18 protein-coding genes are annotated in these 18,814 nt (G+C 69.8%); 5 read left to right on the top strand and 13 right to left on the bottom strand.

Features of this window, described 5'->3' with window-relative positions:
- The first annotated feature begins 159 nt into the window (after positions 1-159).
- From ACFV57_RS13125 to ACFV57_RS13135, 3 genes are all read left to right on the top strand, one after another.
- Positions 160-324: a hypothetical protein gene (locus ACFV57_RS13125; protein WP_385229756.1), complete on the top strand. Its 165-nt coding sequence runs from the start codon at positions 160-162 to the stop codon at positions 322-324.
- Positions 325-355: 31 nt separating this feature from the next.
- Positions 356-550 (top strand): hypothetical protein, encoded by a 195-nt coding sequence (locus tag ACFV57_RS13130; protein ID WP_385229759.1) that lies wholly within the window; start codon positions 356-358, stop codon positions 548-550.
- A gap of 404 nt (positions 551-954) precedes the next feature.
- Positions 955-2,127, top strand: a complete 1,173-nt coding sequence (locus tag ACFV57_RS13135; protein WP_385229762.1) for a glycosyltransferase — start codon at positions 955-957, stop codon at positions 2,125-2,127.
- A gap of 14 nt (positions 2,128-2,141) precedes the next feature.
- On the opposite strand, the gene ACFV57_RS13140 is transcribed toward ACFV57_RS13135, so the two are convergent.
- The 3 genes from ACFV57_RS13140 to ACFV57_RS13150 are packed head-to-tail and all read right to left on the bottom strand — an operon-like array spanning position 2,142 to position 5,534.
- Positions 2,142-3,293 carry a DegT/DnrJ/EryC1/StrS family aminotransferase gene (locus ACFV57_RS13140; RefSeq protein ID WP_385229765.1) on the bottom strand — a complete coding sequence of 384 codons (1,152 nt, stop codon included), beginning with the start codon at positions 3,291-3,293 and terminating at the stop codon, positions 2,142-2,144.
- Entirely contained in the window at positions 3,290-4,513 is a 1,224-nt protein-coding gene (locus tag ACFV57_RS13145) for an ATP-grasp domain-containing protein (protein ID WP_385229768.1), read from the bottom strand. The genes ACFV57_RS13140 and ACFV57_RS13145 overlap by 4 nt, the downstream gene beginning before the upstream one ends.
- On the bottom strand, positions 4,506-5,534 hold the full coding sequence (locus tag ACFV57_RS13150) for a dTDP-glucose 4,6-dehydratase (protein WP_385229771.1): 1,029 nt from the start codon (positions 5,532-5,534) through the stop codon (positions 4,506-4,508). Before ACFV57_RS13150 ends, ACFV57_RS13145 begins: the two co-directional genes overlap by 8 nt.
- A 191-nt stretch (positions 5,535-5,725) precedes the next feature.
- On the opposite strand from ACFV57_RS13150, the gene ACFV57_RS13155 reads away from it, so the two are divergent.
- Entirely contained in the window at positions 5,726-7,111 is a 1,386-nt protein-coding gene (locus ACFV57_RS13155) for a sporulation associated protein (RefSeq protein WP_385229774.1), read from the top strand.
- A gap of 31 nt (positions 7,112-7,142) precedes the next feature.
- Here the strand turns inward: ACFV57_RS13155 and ACFV57_RS13160 are convergent, their stop codons facing one another.
- The 4 genes from ACFV57_RS13160 to ACFV57_RS13175 all read right to left on the bottom strand — a co-directional run bounded on the left by ACFV57_RS13160 (position 7,143) and on the right by ACFV57_RS13175 (position 11,108).
- Positions 7,143-7,622 carry a multiprotein-bridging factor 1 family protein gene (locus ACFV57_RS13160; protein ID WP_385229777.1) on the bottom strand — a complete coding sequence of 160 codons (480 nt, stop codon included), beginning with the start codon at positions 7,620-7,622 and terminating at the stop codon, positions 7,143-7,145.
- 479 nt (positions 7,623-8,101) lie between these two features.
- Positions 8,102-9,064 carry a hypothetical protein gene (locus ACFV57_RS13165; protein ID WP_385229780.1) on the bottom strand — a complete coding sequence of 321 codons (963 nt, stop codon included), beginning with the start codon at positions 9,062-9,064 and terminating at the stop codon, positions 8,102-8,104.
- A 1,164-nt stretch (positions 9,065-10,228) separates the two neighbouring features.
- Positions 10,229-10,612, bottom strand: coding sequence for a hypothetical protein (locus ACFV57_RS13170; protein ID WP_385229783.1), 384 nt, complete (start codon positions 10,610-10,612; stop codon positions 10,229-10,231).
- Positions 10,613-10,886: 274 nt separating this feature from the next.
- The gene (locus ACFV57_RS13175) at positions 10,887-11,108 is read right to left on the bottom strand and encodes a hypothetical protein (RefSeq protein ID WP_385229786.1); all 222 of its coding nucleotides are present in this window, start codon (positions 11,106-11,108) and stop codon (positions 10,887-10,889) included.
- Positions 11,109-11,143: 35 nt separating this feature from the next.
- On the opposite strand from ACFV57_RS13175, the gene ACFV57_RS13180 reads away from it, so the two are divergent.
- Positions 11,144-12,427: a helix-turn-helix domain-containing protein gene (locus ACFV57_RS13180; protein ID WP_385229789.1), complete on the top strand. Its 1,284-nt coding sequence runs from the start codon at positions 11,144-11,146 to the stop codon at positions 12,425-12,427.
- A 1,628-nt stretch (positions 12,428-14,055) separates the two neighbouring features.
- Here ACFV57_RS13180 and ACFV57_RS13185 read toward each other — a convergent pair.
- The 6 genes from ACFV57_RS13185 to ACFV57_RS13210 all read right to left on the bottom strand — a co-directional run bounded on the left by ACFV57_RS13185 (position 14,056) and on the right by ACFV57_RS13210 (position 18,541).
- Positions 14,056-14,349, bottom strand: coding sequence for a hypothetical protein (locus ACFV57_RS13185; protein ID WP_385229792.1), 294 nt, complete (start codon positions 14,347-14,349; stop codon positions 14,056-14,058).
- Between the two features lie 16 nt (positions 14,350-14,365).
- Positions 14,366-15,049, bottom strand: a complete 684-nt coding sequence (locus ACFV57_RS13190) for a hypothetical protein (protein WP_385229795.1) — start codon at positions 15,047-15,049, stop codon at positions 14,366-14,368.
- A gap of 2 nt (positions 15,050-15,051) precedes the next feature.
- Positions 15,052-16,098, bottom strand: coding sequence for a hypothetical protein (locus ACFV57_RS13195; RefSeq protein ID WP_385229797.1), 1,047 nt, complete (start codon positions 16,096-16,098; stop codon positions 15,052-15,054).
- A 77-nt stretch (positions 16,099-16,175) separates the two neighbouring features.
- Positions 16,176-17,027, bottom strand: coding sequence for a hypothetical protein (locus ACFV57_RS13200; protein WP_385229800.1), 852 nt, complete (start codon positions 17,025-17,027; stop codon positions 16,176-16,178).
- A gap of 118 nt (positions 17,028-17,145) precedes the next feature.
- The gene (locus tag ACFV57_RS13205) at positions 17,146-17,937 is read right to left on the bottom strand and encodes a hypothetical protein (RefSeq protein WP_385229803.1); all 792 of its coding nucleotides are present in this window, start codon (positions 17,935-17,937) and stop codon (positions 17,146-17,148) included.
- Between the two features lie 439 nt (positions 17,938-18,376).
- The gene (locus ACFV57_RS13210) at positions 18,377-18,541 is read right to left on the bottom strand and encodes a hypothetical protein (protein WP_385229806.1); all 165 of its coding nucleotides are present in this window, start codon (positions 18,539-18,541) and stop codon (positions 18,377-18,379) included.
- Positions 18,542-18,814: the final 273 nt, after the last annotated feature.

Here is an 18,814-nt window from a genome sequence, read left to right on the forward strand (position 1 = left end):
GGAAACGAGCATCACCGGGGCCGAGTCTTGTGCCTGGCCAGGTGCTCTTGTGAACACCCCCTGTAGAACAGCATGCCGGGGGTGAAGAAATGGGCGGGATGTGAGGCCAGATTGCTGCGGCAGGCCCCGTGTTCTGAGGGGCGAGGCATCGCGGAACCCGTGCGAGTAACCCGGCGCCAGGTCCTCGGGGGAGAGGGGCGAGTCGAGACGCTGGAACTCAGCCTCGCCAACCAGTCCGCCCTCGACACGTTTCTCGCTCAGGCCGACCGCTCCGTACAGCATTGGTTCGCAGCACTTCTCATCGAGCGGGCCGCCGTCAAGTGACGAGCGCGTCGAGGAGCTGCTGCGCTGCGACTTGCGCACTAGCCCCCCGTCGAGAGGGAGATGCTGGATCGACGACGAGATCACCGACCGTGACTGCGCGTACGTCACCGCCCACCACCCGGCCCCGGCGCTGCTGCACCGCGTCGATCCCCGGCACGGGCTGCGCGACAACGACTTCATGGTGCTCGCCGCCTTCGCCGCCCGCTGCACACCGACCGCGGCCTGACCGCGGCCCGGGGCCGAACTGCGGGGCCCGGCCTGGCATTGGCTTCGAACTACGGCCCGGCCGGGCCACCCGAGTCCCTCATGACACCACCGGCCGCAGCGCGCCGTGCGACGTTGGCACCCGGGCCCTGTCGCCCCCTGCCCCAGGGCAAGCCTCGTGCGCGGGGCGCCGTACGGCCTGTACCGCTGCCGACTCGCATGAAAGCGACCTGCGATTGTGCAATCTACGTCCCGGGCTTCTCGCGCTCGCTGCGCCACATGGCCCGACGTGTGCGCACGCCAAAAGCGCTGGCGCCAGGGCGCCGAGGTGAGAAGTGCACGGACGTCGATCCGCGAGTCGGCAACCGGGGCGGGAGATCGACGATTCGCGCGAAGAGGGCCGCTTGGGCCGCTAGGGTGCCTGGTGTGGACATCCCCTCTCGGCCCCCCGCAGTCTTCCGTCTGATCGCGACAGGGGGAGGCACCGGCGGGCATACCTACCCGGCTCTCACCGCGATCCGTACGTTGCGGGAGCGGCTGACGGCGCAGGGGCGCTCGCTCGATGTGCTGTGGATCGGCAGTGCCGACAGTCTGGAGGCACGCGTTGCCGGCGCGGAGGGGATCGCGTTCACTGCGGTGGCCACCGGCAAGGTGAGGCGTTCGTCGAATCCGTTGAAGATGGTGTCGCCCGCGAACGTGCGGGACATGGCGCGCGTACCGCTCGGTGTTGCTCAGGCGCGCACAGCGGTCGCGAGATTCCAGCCGCACGTGGTGCTCGCGACAGGCGGCTACGTGGCAGTGCCGACCGGGCTTGCCGCCCGGATGCGCAAAGTCCCGCTGGTAGTGCACGAGCAGACCGTACGGCTCGGGCTCGCCAACCGCAGGCTGGCCGGCAGCGCCTCGCGGATCGCGGTGTCCTCGGAGTCGAGTGTGCCGCTCCTGCCCGAGAGCGTGCGCCCGCTTGCGGTTGTCACCGGGAACCCCGTGCGCCCGGAGGTGCTGGCCGGGCACCCGGACAAGGCCGTGGCCGCCCTGGGGCCCGGCTTCGACCGTGCCTTGCCCACGGTGTACGTCACCGGCGGGGCGCAGGGGTCGCAGCAGATCAACAACGTGGTCGGCGGGGAGCTGTCGTGGCTGCTGGAGCGGGCCAACGTGGTGCACCAGTGCGGGCCCGCCCACTATGAGACGCTGGCTGGGCGGGCGGCCGCGTTTCCCGCCCGCGTTGCTGCCCGGTATCACCTGACGCCATTTGTGGGGCCGGAGCTGCCCGACGTGCTGGCGCTGGCCGATGTGGTGATCTCGCGCAGCGGCGCCGGAACGCTTGCCGAGCTGACCGCCCTGGGCAAGCCCGCCGTGTTCATCCCGCTCGCGTCCTCGGCCGGGAACGAGCAGGTGCACAACGCCCGGCACCTGGAGGCGTCCGGCGCGGCCGTCGCACTGGTGGGGGAGGTCACCGGGGAGCGCCTTCGCGGGGCGGTTGGCCGGCTCCTTGAAGACCCCGGACGCAGGGATGCCATGGCGGCTGCGGCGCGGGCGCAGGGGCGCCCGGATGCGGCGGACCGGCTGGTGGAGGTGCTGCTGGCCGCCGCATCCGACTGAGTTCCCGAGCCCTGCTAGGTGTGCGGGGTGGTGCCGGTCGCATCGAGCGCGGCACGCAGGGCGTGTACGACGTGGGCGATGTCGGCCTCGGTGAGGTGCTGGTGGAAGGGCAGGCTCAGGATCTGCTCACCGGCCTGCTCGGTGGCGGGCAGCGGGCGGCGCCAGGTCGCGAAGGCGGGCTGGAGGTGGTTGGGCGGGTAGTGGACGCCGACACCGATGTGTGCCTTGCGCAGGTGCGCGAAGACCTCGTCCCGTCGGGGTAGGCGGATCTGGCACAGGTGGGGGACAGCGTGGTCAGGGCCGACGTCGATGAGCGTGACCTCGCGCAGGCCGGTGAGGGCGGCGCGGTAGGTGCGCCACAGGTGGCGGCGGGCGGCGGCGGCCTTCTCGAAGTGGTCGAGCTGGGCGAGGCCGATCGCCGCGTTGAGGGCCGAGAGCTGGTAGCGCAGGCCGAACCCGTGGACCTGGTAGGTGGTGGTCTGGGCGCGTTCGCTCGGGGACTGTGCGACACCCAGCAACCGCAGGCGGCGGAGGGTGTGTGCTTCGTCGGGAGTGCGGGGGATGACTGCGCCGCCCTGGCCGCAGGTCGGATTCTTGATCGGGCCGAAGGAGAAGCAGGTCAGCACCGTGGCGTCGCCGCCGACGAGGCGGGTGCTGGTGGGGTTGCGGGAGCCGAAGGCGTGAGCGGCGTCCTCGATGACGGTGATGCCGCGCTCGGTGAGCTCCGCGCGGATCGGGGTGAGGTCGATGGCCCGGCCGCCGAAGAGGACCGGGATCACCGCCCCTGTGGAGTCGGTGATCGCCTTCCTGACGAGGTCCGGGGTGACGCACAGGGTGGCGGCGTCGATGTCGATGAAGCGCGGGGCCGCGCCGACGGCGAGGATGGCCTGCACGGTGGCGCAGAACGTCATGGACGGCACGATCACCTCGGCACCGGCTGTGATGCCGGCGGCCAGGAGCGCGGTGTGGAGCGCGGCGGTTCCGGAGGCGACGGCCACGGCGTCGGGCACGCCGAGGTAGCGTGCGATCCGGCGCTCGAACTCCTCGGTGACCTCGGTGTGCCCGTAGTGGCCACTTGCCAGCACGCGGGCGAGGGACGCCGCCTCGTGACCGTGGAGGAAGGGGCTGGCGTTGCGTGCAGCGTCCGGCCTTGACTGGTTGTTCACGATTCCCCCTTCGGGCGGATGACCGGCCGCAGCAGCGCGCTCGCGGTCTCCAAAGCGGTGAGCGCGTCCGTGCCTGAGGGCCCGGCAGCGACGAGCAGGCCGATCTTGTGGCCGGACTGGTCGTGCGGCCGTATGAGGTCGCCTGGCTTGGCGTACAGCTCGATATCGGTGACCCCGTGGATGCCGCGGGATTCGGCGACGCCCTCCCACGTGATCAGTTCGCCCTCGGTGGCGTGCGGTGAGCCGGTCAGCTCCAGCGCCGCGTGCGCGGCGCGCGTCGGCGTCAGGTGGTGGTCGAACGGCTCGCCGAGTGCGAGGGCGATGAGCGCGCGTACGACGTCCACGCCGTAGGCGGCGGCGAGCAGGCGCGGGACGCCGTCACCTCCGAGACGTGGGTTGGCCTCGATGACCCGTTCCTGGCCGTCCGTGCCGAGGACGAGGTCGAAGTTCGCCGGCCCGTTGGCGATGCCGAGCGCGCGGCACAGCCGTTCGGCGGTGGCCTCTATCCGGTGGTGTGCCGCCGGCGCCAGCTGCGCGGTACAAAGTCGCCTGACGACAAAGCTCTGGCCGATGAAGTCCTTGTCCGTGATGCAGGTCATCAGCGCCCTGCCGGCCTGCATGAAGACCTCGACAGCCAGGGGGCGGCCCTGGATGAGCTCCTCAGCGATCACGGTCTGGGAGGCGGAGTAGGAGCGGGCGTGTGCGACGGCGGCGTGCAGGTCTTCGGAGCGGGTGAGGCGGGTGATGCCCTTGCTGCCCGAGCCGTCCGCCGGTTTGATCACGAGCGGGAAGCGCAACCGTTTCGCCTCCGCGCACACCTTGTCCGGCTCGTCCGACGCGGTCCATCCGTACCCGGGGATGCCGCAGGATGCGGCGATCGCGTGGAAGGCGGCCTTGTCCCCGGCCGCGAGGGCACTGCTGGGATACACATACGGGGTGCCGTACCGCAGGCCCAGGGCGTGCCAACTGGCCAGCGCGGCGTCGCTCGCGCCGCCCACGATCCCGGCGGGGCGCACGTCGCCGAGCGCCTCGGCGATGGCGTCGGTGTTCCGGGTGGAGATCTTAAGGGTGGCCTCGGCGAACGCGAGCGCGGGAGCGTTTGGGCGCGCGTCCACCGCGATGGTCGGGATTCGGCAACGCCGTGCCTCCTGGTAGAGCGCGATCTGCTCCTCCGAAGCGCCCAGCACGATCAGTGCGCCGTGGGGCCAGTGCTCACACATGCTCGCCCTCCGGTTCGACAGAGGCGGTGCGAGCGACGGGGACGGCGGGGAGCAGGTTGCGGGACATCGGAGCCCAGCGGTCGGGGTTGCGGCGGTACCACTCGGCGGTCTCGGCCAGCCCGTCCTCCAGGCGGCGTTGGGGCCGGTAGCCGAGCTGGTCGCGGGCCTTGGTCCAGTCGATCGCGTAGCGGACGTCGTTGGCCGGGCGGTCGGGTATGTAGGTGACCGCGTCCCACGTCGCGCCGCACAGGCGCAGCAGGTGTTGTGTCAGTTCCCTGCTGGACAGATCGGTGCCCCCGCCGAGGTTATAGATCTCCCCCGGCCTGCCGTGGCGCAGGACCGCCTCGATCCCGGCACAGTTGTCCTGCACGTGCAGCCAGTTGCGCACATGCTGGCCCCGGCCGTGCAGGGTGACGGGCATCCCGCGCAGGAGCCGGGTGACGAACAGGGGGATGATCTTCTCGGGGTACTGGCAGGGCCCGTAGTTGTTGCTGCTGCGCGTCACGCACAGCGGGAGCCCGAGGGTCTGGTACGCCCCCAGCGCCACCAGGTCACCGGCCGCCTTGGACACAGCGTACGGAACGGAGGGGCGAAGAGGCGCCCGCTCGGTCGCGGTGCCCTGGGCGAGGGGACCGTAGACCTCGTCGGTCGAGACGTGCACGAACTTCTCGATGCCGTGGCGGTGCGCGGCGTCCACGAGGACCTGCGTCCCGAGCACGTTCGTGGACAGGAACCCACCCGCCGCGTCGTAGGAGCGGTCGACGTGGGACTCGGCGGCGAAGTGCACCACGGCGGTAGGGCCGGACGCCATCAGTCCGTTCACCACTACGCCGTCCTGGATGTTGCCGTGGACGAAGCGCAGCTTGTCGGAGAGGAAAACGGTGCCCAGGTTCTCGATATGACCGGCATAGGTCAGGGCGTCCAGGACGGTGACGCAGGCGATGTCCTCGGCCTTGATCAGCCTCTTCACGAAGTGCGAGCCGATGAAGCCGGCGCCGCCGGTGACGAGCACGTGTTCCACTGGTGCCTCCAAGAGGAGTTGGGCCAGGCCCAAGGGGCTGGGCCGGAACCCCAGAAAACCTCCGGGGACGGGCGGGCGACTCCTCACGCGAAGGGGCTCACACATCACATGAACCGGTAACGCTGTGAGCGGTCTGCGCCCGCCCTCGCGGCGCTATCCTCGCCTCTCGGAACCCGTAGCTGGGGGGCACTGTGACGCGGTGGCAGGAACGCAATTGGCATCCGAACACAGATCTGGATCGGTTGCTGAAGGCATCCGGGGCAAGCCGCGACGCGCTCGCGCTGCGCGTCAACGAACTCACCTGGCAAGCCGGAATTCTGACGCAGTACACCCATACGAGTGTTACCAACTGGGTAAAGCGCGGCATGATCCCCCGCCCGCCGGTCCCCGCCTGCATCGCCGCTGCGCTGGAAGAACGCCTCGGGCGTCCGGTCAGCGTCGCCGATATCAACATGAGCGAACCGCCAGGCGGGAACCCTGACGTGGGGTTGGATTTCCCGCGTGAATCAGCCGACGCCGTACGCGGCGTCACCACATTCTGGAGACACGTGGACCGCAGAGCATTCCTCAACCGCTCCTTCGCCGTCGGCTCCTTCGCCGTCCCTGTCACCCGGTGGCTCGCCGTTCCGGCCGACGCCGCCACCGGCCACCGCGGCGCCCGGTGCGTAGGGCGCGGGGACCTCGACCAGTTGTGGCAGGCCGTCGAGGACGCGCGCCTGGCGGACTCCCGCTTCGGCGGGGGGAACTGGAAATCGTCCTCGATCGCGACATGCCTGCGGGAGTACGCCACCCCGCTGTTGCAGGGCACCTACACCGAGGAAACCGGCAAGGCACTCTTCCGGGCCACTGCAGAGCTGACCCGTCAGATCGGCTGGAGCGCGTTCGATGCTGGGCATCACGGCGCGGCGCAACGGCACTTCATCCAGGCCCTGCGCCTAGCGCGCGCCGCCGGGGACGTCCAGGTCGGCGCCTACGTGCTGACTACCATGTCCCTGGCCGCTTTCCTGCGAGGACACCCGTCTGAGGCCGTGGACATGGCCGAGGGCGCCTACGAGCGCGCGAAGAACCTTCCGGACGGCGCGAAGGTCTTGTCGTTCGCGAAGCTCGCTCAGGCGCGTGCCCACGCACGCGCCGGGGAAGCGCACGAGGCGACCGCCGCCCTCGTCCTCTCGGAGAACCTGCTCGGCCATGCACGGCCCGATACCCAACCAGTGTGGATGAACTACTACACGCACGAACGCCTGGCCACCGACGCCACGGAGATCTACCGGGACCTGGGCCGCTCGCGCGACGCGCTTGCCTGGAGTCGCCAGGCGGACGCCATGCCGACCGACCGCTACACGCGCGCGGTGGGAATCCGCCTCGCGGTAGAGGCATCCGTGCATCTGCAAAATGACGACCTGGACCAGGGCTTGGTGGTCGCTGACCGCTCGATGCAGCTCCTGTCCCGGGTCCGGTCCGCTCGCGCTCACGGGTACGTCCACGACCTCACCACGTCACTGGCACCCCGGCAGCGGGATAAGCGCGTCGCCGCCTTCGTCGAGCACGTCCGCCGAAGCCTGCCCGCCGCGAGCTAAGGCTCGTCACCTCCGCCCCCTTAGCAGGGCCTCACCAGCCAGCTCGACGCGCGGGGACCTGGGCCCCGCCGTTGATGGCCTCTCGCTCCGCGTTGAGGTACGGCTGTAGGTGATCGCCGAGCGTCGCGAGGAGAGCGTCGTTGCAACGCCTCTGCGCCAAGGCCACATCGCGCATCTCCTCCCACCGTGCGCTGTCCGAGGGGAGGTCGGCCAGGTCCTCCGGAGCCCACCACCGCGCCTCGGGCCCCGCCGACCGGCTCTGCGTGCTCCCTTCCACCGTTCCCGCCTCGCGCATCAGGCCGGGCCACAGCTCGAGATCCAGGGCCAGCTCCAAATTGGCGATGGTCAGCAGGTCGGGCCAGACCCGGCCGCCGAGCACATTGGTGATAGTCAGCCGACTGACCCCGCTTCGCCGGGACAACTCGGCGACCGACCAGCCGCTCACTTCAAGAGACACGGTGAGCAGCACCGCAAGCCCGCGTGCGACCCTGGCTCCGTGATGGTCCGCCATGGCGGAACAAGGCCATCCGTCGTCCTCTTGCTCGGACGTCGGCCGTACCAGGACATAGGCACGTGGGCAACGGGATCGTGACTCACCTTGGGGCACACCGCTCAGCCTCCACCACCGATACGTCGGCTGGCCCGGCGTCCTGACCGACGACCGCCTTGCCCATCCACCGGCCCCACCCTCGAAAGAGGCCTGGCCTGCGCAGACCAATACCGAGGCCCGTAAAGCCGAGTACAGCATGACCACCTGTCCGGACGGATGGGCCTCGCCAGCGCTGCAGCGAGGACGCCGCAGGGCGGGGGGCCTCCGGGCTGCGAGTCACCGAGCGGGCGGCTCCGGTCAGCGGGCGGCGCGTCCGCGTGGGCGACACCTTCCTGGCATCGCCCACAAGCCGGACGGCGTACTGGAATCTCGATGCACCGCGCTGACGCCCTGACCGAGGCCGCCATCCGCTGGCAGATACCGGGGCTCGGCCCGGGTGGTCACCGCTGGCGGTGAAGCCAGTGGCGTTCCATGGTGAGCTGATCAATGAGTTCCGCATCGCCGACGGGCAGCGGGCGGCCGAGAAGCCGGCAGATGTCGCGGTGAAGACGTATGTCGTCCTCGACGAGGAGGCTGGACCACAACGGTTCCTCCGCAGCGGTATCGGCCTCGACGAGGGTAAGCAGTGCGAGCTTGTCCTCATGGCTGAGGTGTTCGAGCTGGCGCAGGCCGGTCTTGTTCCGAAGCTCGACCCATGTGGTGACGCGATGTTCGCGAGCCGCCTTCTTCAGGGCGCCGCGGACGGCTGGGGCGAGTCTTTCCGCCTTCTCGGCACGGGCCTGACGGGCCTGCTCATGCGCCCGCTCGCGGGCTCGGTTCGCTCTTTCCGCAGCGGCGGCCCGCTCAGCCCGTTCCTGCTCCATGGCCTGGCGCATGGCCTCGAGTTTCCGCGCCTCCTCTTGGAGCCGCTCTTCATGCCGCTTCTCTTGCGCCCGACGCTTCTCCTCGCGTGCGAGCTGAGCAGCAGCTCGTTGTGCGGCCCGTTTTTCAGCTCGCTTTCTGTCCATGCGGAGGGTCAGGGAATCGGCGATGTCCCTCTCCTCCTGCGAGGCGTCAGGGTCGTCCCGCAGCAGTTGGACGGCCAGCGAATGCAGTTTCTCCGTCGGAGCCTGCTTCAGCTGCCGAACCATGCTTCGCCGGTGCTGCGCATGCTGTTCCAGTCGCCGCTGACACTTGGGCAGGACGTAGCGCAGGCGGCTGGCGTCGTCGGGGTGCAAGTCCGTTTCCAGCAGTTGATGGATTGTCTCGACGGTGGCCCGGATCTTCTTGGGACTGGCGTTGTCGGTGTCGAGGTGGCGCAGCAACGTCTGGACGGGGTCGGCGCGCCGGGGACTCGGGGCGGTGTGGCGGGCGATGGTAACGATCTCCCTGCCGCCGCCCGCCGACTCCGCTCGCTGCGGCAACGGGGCCGGTGTGTGGGGGGCGCCGGCCTGGTCCTCGAAGCCAGGCCGTCAGGGCCGAGGGCAATGTCGTCCAAGGCGTCCCAGTGTTCCGTGCCCCGGCCGTGGAGCTCGGTGCCGAACAGCATGACGCGGCCGCCGCCGGGGCGGTCGACGAAGCGTACGCGGTGGAGGTAGCCACGCCGGGTGAGGGCATGGGGGTCGCGCACGCCCGGTCCCAGGATGACCTCCCATGTGCTGGAGTCCCACGGGGCGGGCCGGCTCCGGTCGAGATGGAGAAGGAGAGACCGCCCGTCCTGAAGGCAGACTGCCACCGCGGATCCCAGTGGCTCGGGGAAGACGAACTCAGCGGTGATGCCCTGAGTACGCAGCCACGACGCCAAATGCGCCTTGGCGAAGAGGTGGTTGGCGTCGTCCTTGCCGCGGTCTTTACGGCCACAGGGCTGGCCAGCCCCACTGCTCCCGTAATGGGCGAAGTGGCATATTTTTTCCATGCATAGCCGGGTTGTTAACCGCCGGCCGCAGCCGCCCTCGAACTGGGTGCCGCACCAGATAGTGATCCCGTCGTGCTCGCGCCGGAAGGCTTTCAGTTCCTCGGGCGTCTCGGGACACAGTGCCGGGTCGTCTGAGTCCGGGCTACCGAAAACCGCAGTCTGAATGAGGCGCCGGTCCATCCTGCTCCAGTTGCTCCAGAAGGGTGACTTCCTCTCATTGTGCTCCCGTGCACTGCCAACACCGTCCGCTGGTGAACGGGCCCGGCATGTACGGAGCTCGGCCAACGGACAGCGCGAGTCGGCCAGGTACCGCAGGGCTGCCAGGGCACTGGCGTGACAAATATCGTCGAGGACGGTGTTGGAGCGCAGTCCGATGGTCAGAGCACGGGGCATGGCGATCGACTGCAGTTGGTGGGAGCGGTGGCGCAGCCGGATCGTGACCGGGGCTCAGGGCGCGTCTCAGTCCTCGTCGTCTGTGTGCTTCGGCAGCAGTCGCATGAGAGCCATGCGGTCGAAGGCGGTGTCAGTGGTGATCGGGCTGGGTGAGGGGGCTGCGAAGGTGGATTCGGTGTGGGCGAAGCTGAAGCGTCTGACCTGGCGGGGCCGGCTCACCGAGGACAGCCCGGGCCTGTTTGCGCTGGTCGAACACACCGAGAACTCAGCGCCGCGCCGCCTACGACTCCGTCAGGGCGAACGCAGCGTGTACGGCGATGCGTCCGGCCGCACGGAAGGACCGGGGACGGGAGTCCTGTGCGTGGACCTCCATGCTGCGCAGCACGACCGTGACCGCCGCGGTGGTCACAGCGTCCAGCTCTGCCAGTTCTTCGCGGATTCCCTCCTCCAGCGCGGCCTGAAACGAGTACAGCTCGGCCTGGTCGATGTCGGTGAAGCCGTGGATGTCCAGAGGAACGGCCACTTCGAACACGACCCCTTCGGCTCCGGGCTCGAAGTCCACGGTGACGACCCCACAGTCGCCGAAGCAGCTGGACTGCCGGGCGTAGACCGCCTTGACGTCTCGGATCGGGCGTACAGGAAAGAAGGGACGCTTGGCATGCATCTGGTCACCATAGTGAGGTCGGTGCCGACCTTGCTGTTTCGTCGACCGCCGCAGACACCACGTCGAGCCGGCCTGGGCAGCAAGCGCACGCCGACGCGGGGGCTGTGGGGCTGCGTAGGCGAAGGGCCATGAGCACGGCGGTGACATCAGCCAGTCGGCAGTATCCCGGCGCCGGTCATGATTGGCGCCCGCTTCCAGCAGACCCGGCATCGGTAGGGGTGCTTCACATCGGTCGCCTCTCGGCGCACCATGCTTGACGGCCGTGGCCTGCGGATCAGGCACCGTCCTGCGGGTCGTCTATGTGCTTGAGAGCGCTGCGGACCTTGGGCCGGTCGGCCTCGGCCAGCGTGAACCAGAAGTCGTGCGTACCGATCGCTTCGGCCAGCTCCAGACGACGGCCCCGGAGCTTGGCCTCTTCGGCCTTCTCATCGTCCGTCCAGCCGGGCGAGGCGTGGCGCTGCCGCTCGCGCCAGTAGCCGCCCTGACCTCGGTGCACTGATCCGGGGCCGACGAGGTGCCCGGCGGCCGAAGATGACCCAGGCGCAGCTCGCGGTGCTCGTGGGCTACTCCGCTTCGTGGGTCTGCCGCGTCGAAGCCGGCGAAATCATCCCGCCGGGGGTGACGCTGCTGCATATCGCCGCCGCTCTGGGCATTTCACCGGATGAGCTGATCGGCGCCGCTCACCCACCGGAGCGAGAACCGGTCCCAGATACGCCAAGCCCAGGATGCACCCGTACGGTGGCCGCTACGGTGACCACGGGGACCAGCGAGAGCCAGCAGGAGGGCACCGTGCGGCGCAGGGGTTTTCTCACCGGAGCAGCGGGGATCAGCGCTGTCCTACTCACCGGCACCCGGGCAGCCGCGGACCAGCCGCCGGGCGAGTTGGGTGCGGGGCTGGAAACGGCCCTGTTCAATCTGCCTGCCGCCGGGCCCGTGCCGATCAGCCGGCTCGAGCGGGCTCTTGGCCGGGTGCGGGAGGACTTCCGTCACGCCCGTTACCAGACCCTGAGCACCGAACTGCCCCTGCTCCTCGCCGCCGCCGACGCGACCCGCGACCACCTCACCGGCCACGCGAGAGAGCAAGCCAATGCCCTGGCCTCCTACGCCTACAGCCTTGCAGGAGAATTCGCCAGCAAACAAAGGTCCGAAGCGACCTGGGTCGCGGCGGACCGGGCCTTGACCGCCGCTCGCGCCTGCGGCCAGCCCGCCCCGCTCGGTGAAGCCACCCGGATGCTGTCCGTCGCCATGCGCCGCGCGGGCCGCTACCGCCAAGCCGCCGACCTCCTGCTTCGCACCAGCCGGCAGCTGGCCGACGACCCTATCGACCAGGCCCGGGCCGTACGCGCGGCGATGCTGCTGACCTGCGGCTACACCTGCGCCCACTACGGAGACCGCACGGTCGCACTGGAGTTGGTGGACGAAGCCCAGGAAATCGGGCAGCGCATCCCCTACGGCCCTGGCCTGGACGGCGCCACCATCCAGGCCACCCGCGCGCAGTGCGAGTCATTCCGCCTGAGCATCTTCAACAAGCTCGGCGTACCGGACGAGGCGGCCCCGGTCGTCGGTCGCATCGACGCGACCGCCTTCCCGACCGCGGAGCGCCGAGCCCGCTTCCACACCGATGCCGCACGCATGTACCACCAGCTCGGCGACCACACCCGCACCTTCGCCTCCCTCCGCGCCATCGAACGCCAAGCGCCCGAGGAAGCCCGGCGCCCATCAGTCCAGGTCCTCACCACGGATCTGCTCTACTCCTCGGCCCGCCAGCCCGGACTGGCGGAGTTCGCGGCACGGACAGGGGCGCTGAGGGGCTGATCACGTGAGTACCCGCGACGGCCAGGGCGGTCACCGGATCAGCTTGACGTCGGCCTCCACCGGAGCGATGCGTGGGGCCCGAGTGAGGCCGAGTGCCGCGTAGAGGGGGCGGGCGGCAGATGGCCGCGCATCGCCGCGGCGGCGTATTCGCTGTTGCCCTCGAGCAGGCCGCCGTTGAAGAAGCGCAGGTCTAGGCAATCTCGGGTGGACTTGAGGCTGGTGGGCTGCCCTTCGGTCAGGACATATGTTCTGGCCGAAGGGATGAGATGCGGCCTACGGGGGAGCCCCTATGCGGCGCGAGGCGCGTACGGAGTCTGGATCACTGTCAGGCAGTGGCCGAAGGACACAGAGTGACCCCTACTGTCGAAACATCCGCCCTCCAGCACGCCTTCGCCGACCTCGAACGGCAAGTACCAAAACTGTCCGCTCGCGAAGAGCGCTTGCGCAATCAGCTGCGTGAGGTCGAACAGCGCCTGTCATCGGCACGCCAGGCCCTCCAGCACCTGCGGGTACTGACCGGCGACGCGTCCTCCGAGCTCAGCACGGCGGCCACGAGCCAGGAAGAACCTGACGGGCCGGCGAAACCGCCGCGGCCCAGGAGGCGGAACCTGAGACGCCCGCGTTCCTGCCGACGGCGAGCGAGGACGCCGTTGTCGCGGTGCCCCAGCCCCGCACCTCCGCCGGGCCCAGCGGCAGCAAGGCGCGTCGGGCGCCCGCCGGCAAGAAGCCGGTGGCGGGCAAGGCCAGCCCGGCGACGAAGAAGCCGAGGATATCCCGGACGGCGGCCAAGAAGATGGCCGCGGCTTCACCCGCGAACGCCCCGCTGGGTAGTAGGAGCCTTTTCGTACGTAGGACAGCAGCAGCTCGGGAGCGGCCCCGGTCCACGGGCCCAGGGTGCACAGCGGGGAGACCGTGAACGTGACGAAGAATGCCTTGTTGGTCTTGCTCTGCCTGCCTTCTTGGCCACATCGGATCGGGAGCGGCGGGGTGCCCACGATCTGAGGCACGGACAGGTGCACGAGGGGCCGGGGGCAGGGTCTTCGGTGCAGGTGGTGAAAAACGTCGCCAGCGCCACCCATCCTGCATGAGGGATGCCGCCTCCGAACAGGGGGGCGGCACGCCGTCCGGGCCGGCGGGGGTATTCGTCAACGCGTCGCGCCAGGGCCCTGGCCCACACGCATACCCCGGCTCCAGGGAGGTGCGCGAACACCAGGTCCCCGCCTTCGGCGGTGGGAACGGTCAGGCAGCGGGCAGGGGCGAGAGGGAACATGAGGACGCTCCGCGGGTGTGAGCTTGACCGGGGCCGGTAGACGGCCATGACAGGTCAGCCCGTGCCGGTGACGGGCCGCATACCCGCGATGCGGGTCCAAGGGAGCCCGGCAGTGCGCCTCCGCCGCAGAGATTAGTCCCATCGTGGCGACCGGCGCAGGCGGCAATGGTTCTCGTACATCCCACCTGGTCTCCGGGTTGGACGTACGTTTCGGCAGCGGCCGTTGGTAGCGTGCACGGCTAACCATCGGCGTGGGCTTGACCGGCCCGCTTGAGAGCGGGGCGATCACGCAAGCGCTTCGCTTCAGACCGCAGAAGGGCTCGGCTGCTCGGTGCGGCCGGGCCTCTAGTGCGTGGAGTTACCGCGGGGTGTACTTGGTGAAGTAGTGCTGGGCGGCCTCGCTTTGGAACGTGTTCAGCTCGTGCGTGTGCTTGCCGACCAGTTCCATGACGTCCCACACGAACGGCGGGAGGTCGAACCTCTTGCTGGGCGGTGTTCGGTCGATGATCTTCTGACCGAGCCTGAGCAGTTCCTTGGGGTACTCCATGCGCGAGTCGATGACGGCCTGGTCCCACCCGTGCTTGGGTGCTTGCTCCACCAGCCAGTCGATGAACGCGGCGACGTCCGGGGAGCCTTCTTGTGCTTCAGGCATAGCTATCGAGTCCTGCCTATCGGGGCTGAGCAACGTGTTCTTCCGTGACTGCTTGGTCCTCGCCGTCCGTCTGCTTCGGCAGCAGTCGCATGAGAGCCTCCCCGAGCAGGTCCAGCCGGTCCTGGCGGTACTCGCAGTGCTGGCCGACGCTCCGGTGCAGCTTTCGCAGAGCCGCCGGGTACCGATCGCTCTGGCACATGGCCGTGCGCGCCAGGTCGGACAGTGCGGGGTGTAAGTCGCGGTAGTCGAACCTTTGGACGTGCCGGTGCAGGCGCCCTCCGATGCGTACGTCCCACGGCGCATAGGCCGCGGCCGGCGTCGGCCACAGATGGGTGATGACGCCGCGCACGCCGTCGATCAGCTCGGTGTCGCACCGGGCCGAGTCGTCTGCCCGGCAGGTGGCGAGCACGGACTCGGCGGCCACGTGGCCGGCCAGCAGATGCACCCCCACGTAGGCGGCCCGGGGCCCCTTCAGGCCCACTGAACCCCCTTTGCTGTACGCGCGCTTGGCCAGGGCCTCGTAGGCCGAGTCGTCGAGGTGGTGGCCAGCCGTGGCCATCGCCAGCAGTCCGGACCCGCTGTGATATCCGTCCAGGCCCCGCGCTCCGGGCGGCCCCGGGTGGAACCGCGGATCGATGCCCTCCAGGTGAACGCTCTTCAGGCGCATCGCGAGGATGTCTAGGCTGCTGATCTCGGTCATCTCTAGGCTCCCTCATTGTCGGCTGCGAGGAAGTCGGCCACGCTCTGCTCGCCCAGCAGCACCGTCAGGTGCTGGCGCACGACCGGGTCCTGGGCGACCTCGCGCACCTGGGCGGGTGACAGGAGCTCGTCGTCCCAGTCCTCGGGCGCGGCCGGTTGCAGGGCGTCCCCGCAGATTTCCCGCCGGGCCCGCGCCAGAAGCTGCTCCATCTCCGCCTGGAGCTCGTCGCGCCGCCGGGCGAGATCGGCGATGCGGATGGCGGTCTCGTCGGCCTCCCTGCTGCCGTGGACGGAGCGCCCCTGCTTCCACGCGGCGGCGTAGCGCTCCCCCAGAAGAGCGTTCTGCGCCGCGGTGCTCTCGGCTTTCGAGCGGCGCTCGGCTTCGGCGACCAGGTCGGCATCAAGGTCGGCGAAGGCGTCATCGCCGCGGAGCCGGAAGGCGGTGAGCTGCGCGGCGACGGCTTCGAGGTGCTGAGCCATCGTCTGCGCGTAGGGGGAGTCGCCTCCGGAGCGCTGGATCTGGCGGCCCTCGTCGAGGTAGCTCGTGCCCGCCCGCAGGCCAGCCGCCTGACGGCGCGCACGCGCCGCCAGGTCCTGAATGTCGGCGTCCCCGCCGGGTCCTGGCACTTCGCGCACCGAGTCCGCGATGCCGTGGAGGGCCATGGCCACCGTGCGGTCATTGTCCCGCTCGGCTGCGGTGGTCTTTCCCGCGGCCTGCTCCCGCACCCGATCGGCCTGCACATCGAGCACATGGGCGTACAGCAGCATGTCGGGGAAGTGTGCCTCGGTGACCTCCGGCAGGTCCGCGCCGGCGGCCTGGATGCGGTCGATCGTCATCCTCCCGAGGCCGGTGGCACGGTGGATGACGGTCTTGGCGGCCAGCCCCTCCTCCTCGAAAACCCGGAGGGCTCCGCGGACCAGCGGATCACGGCGGTCGCTCACCGCGGCGATGTCGTCGGCGTACCGAAGGCACGCGTCGTAGGCGGTATCAGCGTCAGGAAAGTAGAGGGCGGGGTCTCCGCCCCGTCCGTCCGCGGAAGCGTTGTTCATGACGGCGACGCTACCAGAGAAGTATCGCGCGATACAGAAGGATTGTATCGCGCGATACGGCGCATGGTTGGCGCGTGCTAGTCCGAGGAGGGACGAACGCCGCTGGCGGAAATCGTGTCCCGCGTCCTGCCGAGGAACGCGTTCAGGTCGATCAGTTCCTGGTCGTCGGAGCAAAGGCCCGTGCTGTACAGGGATAGCAGGCGCGCCAGAGCTGTCCGGGTGGGCCGGTCATGAATACCTGGTGTGTCGTAGCGCAAAGCGGCCATGGCTTCAACCACCAGGGCTGGGGCTACCGGGGTACGGGCGGCGAACGCCTCCTTGACCGGATCGAGATCGACCCGGTCCTCGTCATCGAGCCACCGCATCGCGTCGGCCAGGTACCGGTCGTACGGGTCCTGATGCACCGGAGGCAGAGGGAGCATGATGCTGTGCCCCGGGGCACCGGTGAGGGTGGAGAGCCAGCCGCTGGAGAGGTACGCCCACCATTCGTCCGGCAGGGTGACCTGGCTGAGCGTGAGGGCCACTCCGTCGGGCAGGTCCGCCAGGTCGTGCCTCAGAATGCGGACCGTCCTGTCCACCAGGCCGCGTAGTGCGGCGGGCAGCGCGGATTGGCTGGCTGCCGTAATCCGGCGGGCCACTGTCGCGGGGTCCATTGCCGCGAGCGACTGCTGCCCGTGGGCCGGTACGATCCGCCGCCAGCCGCGTGCGCGGACCCATCCGTACGCGACGAGCGGAGACGGGGCCGGGCTTCCGCCCTTGTGCGCGGGCGGATTCTCCGACGGGGTCGGGCGGTTGGTGTGCTGGGCCAGGTAGTCGCCGGCCTGCACCGCCAGCCGGGCCGTTTCCCACTTCGCCGGCGCCCGTAAGCCGGGGCAGGGCTCGACGTAGCCCCAGCGGACCAGAGCCGGATGCATCTCGGGGCATGTCATTGGCAGACTCCGATCTCGGTACGGGCAGGGCTCACTTGCACAAATGGTGACTCATTCCAGCGGCGGGGCGGGGCAGTACCGGCGAATCCAGCACACCCCGAACTGCCGGATGCTGAAGTCAGCGGAGGTCGCTGCGGCGGCCCTGGCCGGGCCGGGCGGCCGCGCGCGCCTGGACGACGGCGGCCGGGTAGCGGGCCTCGGCGCTCTTGGAGGCGCCGCGCTCGTACGCGTCGGCCTCGATCCCCCACCGGTTCATCTGACGGCGTACGGACCCGGGTGCGATACCGAGGTACTCGGCCACCTCGTCCCGCGACATGGTGGCGTGCCGCACCGGGTCTTCGCCGGACGGCTGGAGCACCGTGAGATCTTGGTAGGCGCGCTTGGCTGCCGCATCCGCCTGCCGGGCGGCCTGCCGGGCGGCCCCCGCGGCCCGGACGGCCTCTTCGTATACCTGGCGGCGCTCTTGCACGGCGCCGGTCCAGGCGTCCAGGTAGGACTCGACCGTCTCCCACAGTCTGGGCCAGGAGAACACCTGGGCAGGGGTGAGCCGTACGGTCTCACGTCCCGCAACGGTGACACGGTAGACGGCTGACACCTGCGGCATCGACATGTTGACGCGCGAGTGACCCTCGATCTTCAGAGTCACGCCCCCGCGTCGCCAGACGGCCGGAACCCCGGCCTCCGTCTGCACTGCCTCCCCCACCTCGGTCTTGAACCGATCGAGTGCGCTCGGCTCGGGGCTGTCGGGCAGTGCGTGCGTGTCGACGGTGGCCCAGAACTCCTCTTCGGGAATGTCATCGACGTCAGTGGCGCCGCCGGCGCTGAGAGCGGCCGTGAGGGCCTCGAGGTCGTACTGGTCGGCGTGTTCGCCCAGAGCCTGGGCGATGCCGCTGGCGAGACTGGCGCTCATGGTGCAGCCCTTCCGGGGGGCAGGGGACACGAGGAACCAACTTTGCCCCCGATGGGGCAAAGTTGGCAAGCGTACCTCTCGGCTTACCCGGTGCGCCCGGCTGGTGATCACGCTGCCGACCGCCCGGAGGCGGTCGGCCAGGCCGGCGCACAGTTCTTGAGGGCACTGTTGCCCCAGCTCCGGCATTCGGCTCGTCTCGATCTCGCGCGGCGGCCAGATGCGGAACTCCAGCGCGGGCGAGAGCCCGAATCCGGGGCCCAGGACCGGGTCGACCAGGACCCGGCGCCCGCCACCTTCCACCAGCCACGTCTGGTGGCCCAGGAACGTCAACATCAGCGAGCAGTCCATCGTGCTCCTCCAAATGAGGCGAATACGACGGAAGGCGTGGCCTCCGCCATGGTGCGCGACGGCGGCCACGCCTTCCCGGGACCGGAGCAGGTCAGTGGTGGTAACTGAACGGCGCGCTTTCCAGCGTGTCGGAGGCGGCCACCCGGGCCACCCGGCTCTGAAGGGCGGTGACCGCCGCGGCGGTCACCCTCGGCGCGGTCGGGGCCACCGCCTTCGTCGTCCGCGCCCACGGCGCCGGGGTCTGGGGCTGCTGCATCGCGAGACCCCCTCGGTGGAGCACCGCCCGGGTGGCGGCGCTGCCATGCCGCTATGACAGCGCTCCGCCCACCCGTCCGAAAGAGCCGAGGAGGTTGCTCCGGTTGCCTTCAGTCCGGACCGTGTTCCCGTCCGGACCGCGCCGCGTCACACTGGCAAGGAGAAACTCTCCCGCTGGACCCGCCCCGTACGCCCCCAGATCCCCACCGAACCCACGCAACTCGCCATGGCCGCCGTCCTGGGCATCCCAGCGGACGAAGTGCGCGCACGGGCC

The organism is Streptomyces sp. NPDC059788 (genome assembly GCF_042732265.1).
GTDB lineage: Bacteria > Actinomycetota > Actinomycetes > Streptomycetales > Streptomycetaceae > Streptomyces.